Below are 12,667 nucleotides of genomic sequence, written 5' to 3'. Positions count from 1 at the left end.
GAATTTATTTAACTTGGGAGGAATGTAAAGAACAAGTCAATGGTTATAAAGGAGCGATTTATAAGTCATTTAAATCAATTGAAGAAGCTAAGTCTTTTATTGAAGAAAAGAAGACTAACTTTAACCAGGATAACGGTTTGATTGCTTATGTTGATGGCAGTTTTAATATTAAAACAAAAGAATATGGCTATGGCTGTGTAATTATTTTAGGACAAAAAGTTATTTGTGAATTAAACGGTAAAGGAAATGATCCTCGTTATGTTTCAATGCGTAATGTCGCTGGTGAAATTTTAGGCAGTTTACAAGCTTTAAAATATGCAAGCAATCATGGTTATAAAGAAATTTGTATTTATTATGATTATGAAGGAATTGAAAAGTGGGCCAATGGTTTATGGAAAGCCAATAAAGAAGGAACAATCAATTATCAGCAGGAAATTGCCAAATATCGGCAATCTTTAACGATCATGTTTATCAAAGTATTGGCTCATAGTGGTGATTTTTATAATGAACGAGCAGATTTTTTAGCAAAAAAGGCGGTAGGAATAAATGGCAAAAAAGATTAAACTGACAAAAAGTAAAAAAAGATACTTGGCTAAAAGCTGGATTGGTCTAGTAATTTTAGCTTTAATTGCTGGATATAACTTTTATCTTAGTAACCAGACGATCGAACCAGGGGAACGTTTTGCAGTTACCTTGGATAAATGTGTTGATGGGGATACAGCCTGGTTTAATATTGATGGTGAAAGTACTAAAGTGCGTTTTTTATATATTGATACCCCGGAATCAACTAATCAAATTGAACCTTATGGAAAAGAAGCTAGTGCTTATACGAAAAATGAATTAACTAATGCTAAAACGATTGAATTAGAATTGAATAAAGACGGTGATTCTAAAGATAAATATGATCGTTTGTTAGTTTGGGTTTTTGTCGATGGAGAACTGTTACAAGAAAAATTAGCTAAAGAAGGACTAGTCGAAAAGTTTTATGATTATGGCTATGATTACACTTATAAACAGGAAATTATTGATGCTGATAACGAGGCTAGAAGTAATCATCTAGGAATTTATAGTGGTAATTAGTGGTAAAAATATTATTGAATTGATAATAAATTATTGATATAATTGATTTTGTGAACGATAAAATATTAACTTTTATTAATTTTTTTAAAATTTTTTTATTTTAAAAAAACGTGTATAATCGTATACAATTCGCGGTTTTTACGGGTATTTCACTATTTTTTTGTATACAATGTGCAAAAAAATGTTTGAAATTTTATACGTATTAAGGTATTCTAATTAATATATAGTAAAGGAATAGGTGATTAAATGTTTAGGTATGTTTTAAAGCGTGTGCTCATTGGTATAGTTACCTTGTTCTTACTTTCATCAGCAACGTTCTTCTTGATGAAAGCAACACCAGGGTCACCATTAAGTGGTGAAAAATATAAAAATGAAGCACAAAGAGAGCTTGCAATGAAAAAGTACAATTTAGACAAGCCAGTATTTGAACAATATCTTATCTATATGGAAGATCTGGTTCATGGTGATTTAGGAGAAAGTATTGTTCGTTCTGGACGTGAAGTTAATGATACGATCGTTCAGTGTTTCCCAGTTACAGCAAGATTAGGTTCTGTAGCTTTTGCGACAGCATTGGTTGTAGGAATTGCTTTAGGTACTGGGGCAGCGTTGTCAAAACGTAAGTGGGTCAGCAATATTTGTATGTTTGTTGCGACCATTGGGGTATCAGTCCCTTCATTCTTGATAGGGATCTTATTGATGATCGTTCTCGGGGTCAAGCTGGGAATATTCCCGTTTGTTGGTTTAAACACCCCAGCCCATTACGTACTTCCAGTAATGGCGCTATCGTTCTATCCGATTTCAATGATTTGTCGTTTAACTCGTAGTAGTATGCTTGAAGTAATGCGACAAGATTATATTATTTTGGCTCGTTCTAAAGGAACGCCATATCGTAAAGTTGTAATTAAACATGCACTTAAAAATGCATTGATTCCTGTTATTACATATGCAGGTCCTGCATTTGCTTATATGCTTACAGGAAGTTTCGTAATCGAATCATTATTCTCAATTCCAGGAATTGGACGAGAAATGGTTTCAAGTATTACTAACCGTGATTATTCAATGATCATGGGGATGACAATTTTCTTAGGATTTTTAGTTATTACATTTAATATTATTACTGATATTTTATCAGCTATCGTCGATCCACGGATCAAATTAAAGTAGGGAGGTAAAGAGATGGAAAATACAAAGAAAATCGAATTTACTCCAGAAATGTTTGAAAAGCTGGATGATTCAAAAAAGAATAGTGAAAAAATCGCTTACGAAAGTAAAACTTATTTAGCTGATGCCTGGTCACGTTTTAAAAAGAATAAATTGGCATTGATTGGGCTTTGCTTTTTAGGATTGATGTTAATTTGCTGTATTCTTGTACCGATTTTTTCTAAATATACTTATGATGGTCAAGAAATGTCAAATGCGTTTGCTAATCCATCATTAGAACATATTTTTGGTACGGACCGTTTTGGACGGGATAACTTAGTTCGAATTATGTATGGTGGACGTATCTCTCTTGCTGTTGGTTTTTCAGCAGCCATTATCTCATTATTAGTTGGGGTAACTTATGGAGCGGTTTCTGGATATGCCGGTGGTAAAGTAGATATGGTTATGATGCGTATTGTTGATGCCTTATATTCTATCCCTGATATGTTATATTTGATTATGATTACAGTAGTTATGGGATCTAACTTCTTATCAATCATTATTGGTATTTGTATCAGTTCATGGATGGGTATGGCTAGGCAAGTTAGAGCGCAGGTAATGACGCTTAAAGAACAAGAATTTTCTTTGGCAGCCTTTGTATTAGGGGCAAGCAAACCAAGAATCTTGTTAAAACACTTAATTATTAACTCAATGGGACCAATCATTGTATCATTTACAATGTTAGTGCCTAGTTCAATTTTCTATGAAGCAACATTAGGGTTCTTAGGAATCGGGTTGTCAGCACCACAAGCCAGCTGGGGTACTCTAGCTAATGATGCTAAATCATTAATTAGTTCTCAGCCATTACAAATTGTTTGGCCAGTACTTGCAATCTGTTTAACAATGTTAGCTTTAAACTTTATTGGTGATGGTTTAGGGGATGCCCTTGACCCTAAGAAGAAGTAGGAGGGGAATTATAGAATGAAAATGTTAGAAGTAAATGACCTTACTACTGAATTTACTACCGAAAACGGGACAGTTAAAGCTGTTCGTGATGTATCTTTTTATGTAGATAAGGGTGAAGTACTTGGAGTCGTTGGTGAATCTGGTTCTGGAAAATCACAAACAATGTTTTCCATTATGGGCTTGCTTGCGGGAAATGGTAAAGTAACTAAAGGCTCTGTAAAAATTGATGGTGAAGAAATTTCACCAACATCATTTGATAGTCGTAAAAAATATGAAGAAACAATGGACCGTATTCGTGGTAATGATATGGCAATGATCTTCCAAGATCCAATGACATTCTTAAATCCAACATTAAGAATCGAAACTCAGTTAATTGAACCAATCATTAACCATAATCCAAAAATTTCTAAAAAAGAAGCGCGCAATAAAGCAATTGATTTGATGCGTAAAGTTGGGATTCCTTCACCAGAAACGAGAATCCGTCAATATCCTCATCAATTTTCTGGAGGAATGCGTCAAAGAATTATCATTGCTATCGCATTGGCTTGTGATCCAAAAGTAATTATTGCCGATGAACCAACTACAGCATTGGACGTAACGATCCAAGCGCAAGTATTAGAGTTGATCAGCAGCTTAAAAGATGAAATCGATTCAAGTATTATCATGATTACTCATGACTTAGGTGTTGTAGCTAGTATTTGTGATCGTATTGCAATCATGTATGGTGGTAAGATCGTAGAAACTGGAACTACTGATGAAATTTTCTACAATCCACAACATCCATATACTAAAGGATTATTATCTTGTATTTCTAATCCAGAGGAAAAGGAAAGAAAAGAATTACATCCAATTCCTGGATCACCACCAGATTTATTAAATATTTCTGATGGATGTCCATTTGTTGATCGTTGTGAAAGTGCAATGAATATATGTGTTGATTACATGGATGAATATCGCAGTATTTCAAAAACACATTGTAGTTCTTGCTGGTTAAATAGTCCATATTGTAAGGAAAGAGGGGAATAGACGATGAGTGAACCAATTTTAAAAGTAAAAGGACTTAAAGTTCATTTCCCAGTATCAGGTGGCTTTTTAGCGAAAAAACAAATAGTTAAAGCAGTTGATGGTGTTGATTTTGAAATTAAGCCAGGTGAAACGTTTGGTTTAGTTGGTGAATCAGGATGTGGGAAATCAACAACAGGACGAGCTTTGGTTAAAATTTATAACCCTACTGAAGGACAAGTAATATTTGAAGGAAAAGATATTACTAAGATCAAAGGGGCTGAATTAAAAGAATTCCGTCGTGATATGCAAATGATCTTCCAAGATCCTTATGCAAGTTTAAATCCAAGAATGACTGTTGGGGAAATTATTAGAGAACCAATGGATATTCATAATGTTTATGATACTAAAGAAGAACGCGAAAAAAGAGTTCGTGAATTATTAGAAATTGTTGGGTTAAAACCTGACCATATTCGCCGTTATCCTCATGAGTTTTCCGGAGGACAAAGACAAAGAATCGGGATTGCTAGAACCCTAGCATTAAATCCAAAATTTATTGTTTGTGATGAACCAATTTCAGCATTGGATGTTTCAATTCAAGCACAGGTTATTAACTTACTTGAAAAAATCCAAGAAGAAATGGGAATTGCATATTTGTTCATTGCTCATGATTTGAGCATGGTTAAACATATTTCTGATCGTATTGGGGTAATGTATCTAGGAAATATGGTTGAAATCGGTGAAGCTGATGATATTTATCATGAACCGCTTCATCCTTATACTCAGGCGTTGCTATCTTCGGTTCCTATTCCGGATCCAAAGACAGCTCGCAGTAAAAATCGTATCGTTCTAGAAGGTGAACTTCCTAGTCCGATAAATCCGCCTAGTGGATGCGTATTCAGGACACGTTGTCCAAAGGCAACTGAGAAATGTGCTCAAGCAAAACCGGCTCTTAAAAAAGTTGGAAATCGCCAAGTTGCATGTTTCTTATATGAAGAATAGTTGAAAGGGGAACAAACATGAAAAAACTATTAGCTTATGGGCTTAGTTTCATCATGGCATTAACTGTTTTAACAGGATGCGGTGGTGGAAGTCAAGCCGATCTACGTGTTGCAGTTGGTGGGGACACTGCTGATTTAGACCCTGCAATCGTAGATGATTCAATTACTGCTAACATTTTAGCACAAGCTTATCAAGGTCTATACAAGTTAAGTGAAGATGGTGATGTAGTTCCAAATTTAGCTACTGATATGCCTGAAATCAGTGCTGATGGTCTTACTTATACTATCAAAATTCCTAGTGGTTTAAAATGGAGCGATGGTAGCAAATTAACTGCTAACGACTTCGTTTATGCATGGAAACGTGCAGTAACTACTGGTGGATACTATACTCAATTTATCTATCAATATATTACTGGTACAACATATATGAAAGATAATGAAGATGGTACTCAAACTGATACACCATATACTGATATTGACAAAATGAAAGAATTCGGTGCTGTAGCAGTTGATGATACTACTATCCAAATTACTTTAAAAGCAAAATGCTCATATTTTACTGCATTATTAACTAATACAGTATTCTACCCAGTACAAGAAAAATATATTACTGAAAATGCTAAAGATGGAGATATTACAACTTCTTCTTGGGCAAATAATGATGACGTACCATACAATGGTGCTTTCAAAGTTACTTCAGTAAATACTAAAGATGAAGTATTCTTAGAAAAAAATGAAGAATTTGCTGGTGCTGACGATGTATCAATTAACTCTATTTCTTTCAAAGTAATGAGTGATATGGATGCTCAAGTTAGTGCATTCCAAAATGATGAAATTGATTTCGCTACTGCATGTAACGTAGATACAATCAATAAAGATAAAGATTTACAAGAAAACTTATGGTCAATTGATCCATTTATCTGTAACTACTATATCTTAATCAATGCTGGTGATGAAAACACTAATGAAGCATTAAAAGATGTAGATATCCGTAACGCTTTATCACTTGCAATCAACCGTGATGATGTATTACAAGCATTAGGATATGGGGATATGGCTTATGAATTAAGCGGATTAATTCCAAAAGGTATTCCTGGTGCAACTGGTGACTTCCGTGAAGAACAAGATGCTACTCAAAAATTAGCTACTTATGATTTAGAACAAGCTAAACAAATCATGGCATCTAAAGGTTATAGTGAAAACAATATGTTAGAATTAACATATAAATATAACGATTTAACTATGCATAAAAACGTAGCTCAAGCATTACAAGCTTCATTAAAAGAAGCGTATGTTAACGTAGAATTAGTTGCTGAAGAAAAAGAAGCATTCTTTGCTGATCGTGATGAAGGTAACTTCGAAATCTGCCGTCATGCTATGACTGGTGACTTCGTAGACCCAATGGCATACTTATCAATGTATGTTGGTTCTTCAACTCCTGGTAATACAGTTGATGATGCTAAATTTGAAGAATTAGTAAATGCTGCTAATGCAATTGATGATCATGCTGGAAGAATGAATGCATTACATGCTGCTGAAAACTATTTAGTAGCTGAACAACATTATATTATTCCATTATTTGGATATACTGAACCTTACTTATTATCAAGTAAAGTTTCTGGTATTACTCATTCACCAGAAGGTCATTTTGACTTAACTAAAGCTACAATTAAAGAATAGTCTTTATAAAAGGTATGCCACTAGGTATACCTTTTTCTTTTATTCAATTGAAATTTGTTAAGAATAATTATATGATTATCTAGTGAGGTAATATTTGGGATAGAATAAGAAAGGAGTTAAAGAGATGGTTAAAATCAAATCAATAAAAGAACAGTATCAAATTAAAGATCAAATTTTAAAAGAACGATTAGAATTAATCTTGCCTAAAGTAATGGAAAAATATGATAGCTGCATTTGGCTAACTGCTTCAAAGGAATATAATGAAGATCCTTTGTTCCATGCTATCACTCCTGCTAGTTACCCTACAGCTCGGCGAATTTCTTTATTTGCTTTTGTAAAAGATAAAGATAAAGTAGAACGTTTTTCGCTTTGTATGCCAAGTCAGGAACTAGCACCTTATTATACTAGTTATTGGAAAGATTTTAATAATGAAGATCAAATGGTTTGTTTAAATCGGTTATGCAAAGAATATGATCCTGAAAATATTATTATTAATGTTTCTAATAACTTTGCCTTTAGTGATGGAATGAGTCAGGGACTATATGAAATGATTACTTCTAAAATGGATGAAAAGTATGTTAAACGAATTATCCGTGATGATTTAATGGCAATTAAATTGATGGAACTAAGAACGCCAACGGAATTAAAATTGCATCCTGAAGTTATGGAAGTGGCTTTTTCCGTAATTGAAGAAACTTTTAGTGCTAAAAGTATTATCCCTGGTAAAACTACTTGCGAGGATCTGCAATGGTTAATGATGCAAAAGGTAAAAGATTTAGGATTAGATTACTGGTTTGAACCAACGATTGATTTACAACGTCCGGGATTAGATGATCCACGTTATTTTGGGGTAATTGAAAAAGGTGATTTGTTGCACATGGATTTTGGAATTCGCTATTTAAATATTTGTACAGATACGCAACGATTAGCTTATATTGCTAGAGATGGTGAAGAACAGTTACCAGCAGATCTCAAAGCCGGAATGAAAATTAATGATCGTTTTCAAGATATCGTCGCTAATACTATGGCGGAAGGAAAAAGCGGTAATCAAGTGTTATTAGAGGCTTTAAATCAAGCTAAACAAGAAGGAATTGAAGCGGTGTTATATTCCCATCCATGTAATTTTTATGGACATGGTCCGGGACCAACAATTGGCTTATGGAATAATCAAAAAGCAATTCCAGTAAAGGGTGATGTTTTGATGTCTTATGATACTACTTATGCATTAGAGCTGAATACTAAGGCTAAAGCATTTGGTCAGGATTATTATTTTTATACTGAAGAAACGATTGCTTTTACTAAAGAGGGACTAGTTTATTTACATCCAGGCAGAAAGGATATTTATTTTATTAAGTATGATGAAAAATAAGATGAAACCAGAATTCCAAACTTTTTCTGGCGGTTTATTTGACCAGGTAGAAAAAGCCGATGTTGGTGATAACTATGCTAAACTTGCCAAAGATAATGTAGCGTTAATGGGCTGGGCTGATCCTATGATGCCAGATCAAAGTTTACCTGATTTTATTTTGGATGAAACAATTGCTGCTTTAAAAGAACCGATTGCTAGTCACTATACCGCACCTACTGGTAATTTGGAACTTAGAGAAATTATATGCAATTATGCTAAAGATAAATATGGTGTTAAATTAGATCCTAAACGAAATATTATCATTACTCCTGGTAGTGATAGTGCATTATTTTTTAGTATGTTTCCTTTTTTATCAGCTGGTGATGAGGTAATTGTACCAACACCATGTTATCCTAATAATTTACAAAATATCACGATGATGCAAGCTAAGATGATTCCTTTATTATTAGATACAAAAGATGATTATCAAATTAGTTATGATAAATTAGCTGCGTTAGTAACTGATAAGACCAAAATGATCGTTTTAACCCATCCCAATAATCCAACTACGACGGTTTTTAATCGCGCTAGTTTAGAAGCGATTAGAAAAGTGGTGTTAGAAAATGATTTAATTTTAGTTTGTGACCAGGCTTTTGATGATTTTACTTATGAAAATGAATTTATTGCGCCAATGAGTTTACCAGACATGTTTGACCGTACCATAACGGTTTGTTCCGTATCTAAGGGGATGGGACTTAGCGGTTATCGAATTGGTTATATTTTTGCCTGTGATGAAATTATGGATGTATTTTATGGCTGTGCAGTAAGCGTTATTGGAGCAAGTAATACAGTTAATCAAATTGCTTTAATAGAAGCGTTTAAACATCCGGAATTCATGCAAGAATATGGTCATAAATATGATTATCGCCGGCATCAGGCTTATCGAATCTTAAATGAAGTTCCTGGAGTATCTTTAAAATTGCCAGAGTCAGGATTTATGGCTTGGGTTAATGTTAGTAAACTTGGAGATAGTAGTGAAATTTGTAAGATTTTACTAGATGAAGCTAAAGTGTCAGTAAATGATGGTAAAAATTATGGTCCAGGCGGTGAAGGGCATTTTCGGATTATTTTAGGGGTTTATCAAGATGATCAGAAAGTTGTAAAGGTATTAGAAAAAATTGCTTTGACATTAAAGAATATTGCTTTAAAAAAGGGGATAAAATAAAAATAAATGATGATTAATTGATCATCATTTATTTTTTCTTATTTTTAGCTCTTTTATTACAGAAGAAAGCAATTGCAATTGTAATTACAGCAACAATTGGTAAGATCCAAAGAAAATTAGAATTAATATATTTATAATCCCCAGACCATACATTAGTCCACTCTCCAATTTTTTTAATCAAAATAGCGATTGCGTATGAAGTAGTAATTACTTGCACAGCCCCTAAAATAAATTTAATGAATTTTGGAAATACTTCCGTAAATAAAATTAACGAAACAATGCATACTGCACTGATAAAACAGTTTATTACAAAATACATAACATATCTCCTTTATAAGTACCTAATTAAAATACCACAAATTACTAAGAAATGCAATATCAACTGTATATTAACCAATAAATATGCTAAGATATAAAAGATAGGAGGTTTAACGTAATGAAATTACTAACAGTCTGTATACCTTGTTATAACACAGTTGATCATCTTGATCGGGCTTTAGAGCCATGTTTGCTGCTAAAAGATGAAATTGAAATAATCATCATTGATCAAAATTCTACTGATGGAACCTATCACCGGGCTATGCAGTATCAAGAAAAATATCCAGAAACGGTCAAAGTAATAAAAAATGATAATAATGTGGCGGATTTGAAATTAGCTTATCATCAGGCAACCGGATTATATTTTAAATATTTAAACTGTTATGACTGGTTTGATCGGGCATCACTGGTTCGAGTAATGGAAACTTTAAGCGATATTATTCGGGTTCAGGCTAACCTTGATGTGATTGTAACAGATTATAGCTATGGCTATTTAAAAAAACAGCGAAAGACTAGCTACCGTAAATTATTACCAGCTGATAAAATCTTTGGCTGGCATGAAATTAAACATTTTAAAAAGAATCAATATTTATTAAATCATGCAATGATCTTAAAAACACAGATTGTTAAGGAAATAATTGATAATTTTCCTCTTAAAGCTAATTTCCAGTTAGAAATATTAGCTTTTGGGGCAATACCATATATTCGTTCATTTTGTTATATTGATATGCCATTGTACTGCTTTGGTAAAAATCCAATTAATTATGATCGCCTTTATAGTTTAAAAAGCGATGAATTATTTGAATTAGCACGTTTATATTTTGATTATTTTGATATTTATAGTTTACGTTCTCGAAAACAGCGTAAATATATGATTAGATATTTAGCGATGGTCAGTTTAGTAGTTACAGTTTTATTATGTAAAAAAGGGACTCAAGAAAGCTTACAAAATAAAGAGGATATCTGGATTTATCTTGAATATACTAATCGTCGTTTATACAATGATTTAAAAAATACGGTTTATGGTCGTATGGCAATTGGTGAAAAGCCATTATCTAATCGGTTAATCAATCATGGATATGAACTGATTGGTAAATTATATGATCTATAAATAGAAGATGTTTATGATTTTTACTTAAAGATTTAGTATAATTCTAAATTTAATTAATATAATTAGTTTTTTTCAATATTTATGTTGACTTTTTTTACTTGATAGATATAATACATATATAAATCAGAAATGATTTATAAATAGGGGAAGAAAGATACACACTATAATAAGTATCTAATATTTAAAGCAGAACTCATAGGGGATGAGTTCTGTTTGATTTTTGCCTAGAAATTAATATGGCTAGTGCATATTTTATACTATATTAGTTGCAATATTTTAAAAATATCGCTATAGTAACTAAAAGGGGTGAAATAAATGAAGGAGAAAAGTTTAATCAAAAAAGTAATTGAAACCGATCCAGCAGCACGTTATGCTTTAAATGTAGTAATTAATTACCCAGGGGTACATGCTATGTTCTGTTATCGGATCAATCATTTTTTATGGACTAAATTACATTTAAAATTATTAGCACGTTTATTAAGTCAGCTTGCTCGTTTTTTTACAGGGATTGAAATTCATCCTGGGGCAACAATTGGTAAACGGTTATTTATTGATCATGGTATGGGGGTAGTAATTGGCGAAACTACGATCATTGGTGATGATTGTGTCTTATATCAAGGGGTGACCTTAGGTGGTGTTGGAACAGGTGAACATAAAGTCAAACGGCATCCAACGTTATTAAATAATGTCATGGTTTCCGCTGGTGCAAAAGTAATTGGTGATGTTACGATTGGTAATAATACGATTTTAGGAGCCCAGACAGTTGTTTTAAAAGACGTTCCTGATAATTGTACTGTTGTAGGTGTACCGGCTTTTATTGTAAAAGAAAATGGTGTCAAAGTTAAAAAGGAACTTGATTAATTTTTAAATACTAAAAAAGTATTCAAACTTAGTCAGTTTAAAAATTATTAGTAATTTTGATAACGAAAATATTTCATTGGTGGAATATGTGGTTAGGTATGAAAAAGAATTATAAAAGATTTTTATTTTTGATTCCATTAGGATTGTTTTTAATTGATTATTTACTGATCGTTACTGAGATTATCAAACCATTAGATCAGTTAGTTTTTAGTTTTTTAAATTTGATAGCTAATGATTATTTAACGGCTTTTTTTAAAACTATAACGCATTTAGGTAGTTTTATTGGAATAAGTATCGTAATTGTTTTAATTTTGTTTTGGCGTTTTAAAATTGGTTTGGTATGTTTGATTGCATCGTTAGTGCAACAAGGAATTAATCGGGGATTAAAAGAAATAATTCAAAGACCGCGGCCAGTTATTAGTTTAATCAATGAAAGCGGTTATAGTTTTCCTAGTGGTCATGCTATGGCAATAACTTGTTTGTATGGATTAATAATTTATTATTTATGGCAAAGTGATTTAAAATATCGAAAGGGATTATGCGTGATTAGTGCTTTGATCATTGTAATTGTCTTAATTAGTCGCGTATATTTAGGTGTTCATTACTTTAGTGATGTTTTAGGTGGCTTTTTGCTTTCTTTAAGCATTGTTTTATATATTGGTCATATTCCCTCTTGGCAAGCATAAAGTGTGCTAAGGGGGTATTATTTTGTCTAATTTAGATGAATATGCTTTAACAATCATAAAAATTGATGATGAATATCATTTATATGATTTAATAACTAAAGAAATATATCCTTCAATGAGTCTTGACTATATTCAAGAACTTTTGGATAAATGGAATAAACAGCACAAATCTAGGCAAAGATATGCTATAATAAAGATAATTATTTAAGGAGAAGGATTAATGCAGAAATTTAAGTTTAAACAGTATAG

General features: G+C 32.4%; 14 protein-coding genes. 13 read left to right on the top strand and 1 reads right to left on the bottom strand.

The genetic code is table 11. From position 1 onward, the window contains the following. Positions 1–2: 2 nt before the first annotated feature. The 9 genes from J7M77_RS06135 (at position 3) to J7M77_RS06095 (ending at position 9,442) form a co-directional block, all read left to right on the top strand. Positions 3–563, top strand: coding sequence for a ribonuclease H family protein (locus tag J7M77_RS06135; RefSeq protein WP_296876954.1), 561 nt, complete (start codon positions 3–5; stop codon positions 561–563). Continuing rightward, positions 547–1,080: a thermonuclease family protein gene (locus J7M77_RS06130; protein WP_296876953.1), complete on the top strand. Its 534-nt coding sequence runs from the start codon at positions 547–549 to the stop codon at positions 1,078–1,080. The genes J7M77_RS06135 and J7M77_RS06130 overlap by 17 nt, the downstream gene beginning before the upstream one ends. A gap of 246 nt (positions 1,081–1,326) precedes the next feature. Beyond that, positions 1,327–2,244 (top strand): ABC transporter permease, encoded by a 918-nt coding sequence (locus tag J7M77_RS06125; protein WP_296876952.1) that lies wholly within the window; start codon positions 1,327–1,329, stop codon positions 2,242–2,244. Positions 2,245–2,256: 12 nt separating this feature from the next. Next, positions 2,257–3,186 carry an ABC transporter permease gene (locus tag J7M77_RS06120; RefSeq protein ID WP_296876951.1) on the top strand — a complete coding sequence of 310 codons (930 nt, stop codon included), beginning with the start codon at positions 2,257–2,259 and terminating at the stop codon, positions 3,184–3,186. A 15-nt stretch (positions 3,187–3,201) separates the two neighbouring features. Next, a complete protein-coding gene (locus J7M77_RS06115; protein ID WP_296876950.1) occupies positions 3,202–4,212 on the top strand; it encodes an ABC transporter ATP-binding protein in 1,011 nt (336 codons plus the stop codon). Positions 4,213–4,215: 3 nt separating this feature from the next. After that, the gene (locus tag J7M77_RS06110) at positions 4,216–5,190 is read left to right on the top strand and encodes an ABC transporter ATP-binding protein (protein ID WP_296876949.1); all 975 of its coding nucleotides are present in this window, start codon (positions 4,216–4,218) and stop codon (positions 5,188–5,190) included. A 17-nt stretch (positions 5,191–5,207) separates the two neighbouring features. Further along, entirely contained in the window at positions 5,208–6,869 is a 1,662-nt protein-coding gene (locus tag J7M77_RS06105) for a peptide ABC transporter substrate-binding protein (RefSeq protein ID WP_296876948.1), read from the top strand. A gap of 124 nt (positions 6,870–6,993) precedes the next feature. Next, complete coding sequence (locus J7M77_RS06100) at positions 6,994–8,238, top strand: M24 family metallopeptidase (RefSeq protein ID WP_296876947.1); 1,245 nt, start codon at positions 6,994–6,996, stop codon at positions 8,236–8,238. A gap of 1 nt (position 8,239) precedes the next feature. Further along, complete coding sequence (locus tag J7M77_RS06095) at positions 8,240–9,442, top strand: pyridoxal phosphate-dependent aminotransferase (RefSeq protein WP_296876946.1); 1,203 nt, start codon at positions 8,240–8,242, stop codon at positions 9,440–9,442. Between the two features lie 28 nt (positions 9,443–9,470). Here J7M77_RS06095 and J7M77_RS06090 read toward each other — a convergent pair whose 3' ends face one another. Beyond that, the gene (locus tag J7M77_RS06090; RefSeq protein WP_296876945.1) at positions 9,471–9,761 is read right to left on the bottom strand and encodes a hypothetical protein; all 291 of its coding nucleotides are present in this window, start codon (positions 9,759–9,761) and stop codon (positions 9,471–9,473) included. 117 nt (positions 9,762–9,878) lie between these two features. Between J7M77_RS06090 and J7M77_RS06085 the strand changes: the two genes are divergently transcribed. The 4 genes from J7M77_RS06085 to J7M77_RS06070 all read left to right on the top strand — a co-directional run bounded on the left by J7M77_RS06085 (position 9,879) and on the right by J7M77_RS06070 (position 12,626). Further along, positions 9,879–10,871 (top strand): glycosyltransferase, encoded by a 993-nt coding sequence (locus J7M77_RS06085; RefSeq protein ID WP_296876944.1) that lies wholly within the window; start codon positions 9,879–9,881, stop codon positions 10,869–10,871. 315 nt (positions 10,872–11,186) lie between these two features. Next, positions 11,187–11,732 carry a serine O-acetyltransferase EpsC gene (gene epsC / locus J7M77_RS06080; protein ID WP_296876943.1) on the top strand — a complete coding sequence of 182 codons (546 nt, stop codon included), beginning with the start codon at positions 11,187–11,189 and terminating at the stop codon, positions 11,730–11,732. Positions 11,733–11,830: 98 nt separating this feature from the next. Next, positions 11,831–12,418 carry a phosphatase PAP2 family protein gene (locus J7M77_RS06075; RefSeq protein WP_296876942.1) on the top strand — a complete coding sequence of 196 codons (588 nt, stop codon included), beginning with the start codon at positions 11,831–11,833 and terminating at the stop codon, positions 12,416–12,418. Positions 12,419–12,440: 22 nt separating this feature from the next. Next, complete coding sequence (locus J7M77_RS06070) at positions 12,441–12,626, top strand: hypothetical protein (RefSeq protein WP_296876941.1); 186 nt, start codon at positions 12,441–12,443, stop codon at positions 12,624–12,626. Positions 12,627–12,667 lie beyond the last annotated feature (41 nt).

The sequence above is a fragment of the Thomasclavelia sp. genome (genome assembly GCF_017889095.1).
Taxonomy (GTDB): Bacteria; Bacillota_I; Bacilli_A; order Erysipelotrichales; family Coprobacillaceae; genus Thomasclavelia.
This window is presented reverse-complemented; position numbering and strand designations above follow the sequence as displayed.

Coding starts and splice junctions, on each gene's coding strand:
- J7M77_RS06130 (WP_296876953.1), top strand. CDS start 547: ATGGCAAAAAAGATTAAACTGACAAAAAGTAAAAAAAGATACTTGGCT.
- J7M77_RS06125 (WP_296876952.1), top strand. CDS start 1,327: ATGTTTAGGTATGTTTTAAAGCGTGTGCTCATTGGTATAGTTACCTTG.
- J7M77_RS06120 (WP_296876951.1), top strand. CDS start 2,257: ATGGAAAATACAAAGAAAATCGAATTTACTCCAGAAATGTTTGAAAAG.
- J7M77_RS06115 (WP_296876950.1), top strand. CDS start 3,202: ATGAAAATGTTAGAAGTAAATGACCTTACTACTGAATTTACTACCGAA.
- J7M77_RS06110 (WP_296876949.1), top strand. CDS start 4,216: ATGAGTGAACCAATTTTAAAAGTAAAAGGACTTAAAGTTCATTTCCCA.
- J7M77_RS06105 (WP_296876948.1), top strand. CDS start 5,208: ATGAAAAAACTATTAGCTTATGGGCTTAGTTTCATCATGGCATTAACT.
- J7M77_RS06100 (WP_296876947.1), top strand. CDS start 6,994: ATGGTTAAAATCAAATCAATAAAAGAACAGTATCAAATTAAAGATCAA.
- J7M77_RS06095 (WP_296876946.1), top strand. CDS start 8,240: ATGAAACCAGAATTCCAAACTTTTTCTGGCGGTTTATTTGACCAGGTA.
- J7M77_RS06090 (WP_296876945.1), bottom strand. CDS start 9,761: ATGTATTTTGTAATAAACTGTTTTATCAGTGCAGTATGCATTGTTTCG.
- J7M77_RS06085 (WP_296876944.1), top strand. CDS start 9,879: ATGAAATTACTAACAGTCTGTATACCTTGTTATAACACAGTTGATCAT.
- epsC (WP_296876943.1), top strand. CDS start 11,187: ATGAAGGAGAAAAGTTTAATCAAAAAAGTAATTGAAACCGATCCAGCA.
- J7M77_RS06075 (WP_296876942.1), top strand. CDS start 11,831: ATGAAAAAGAATTATAAAAGATTTTTATTTTTGATTCCATTAGGATTG.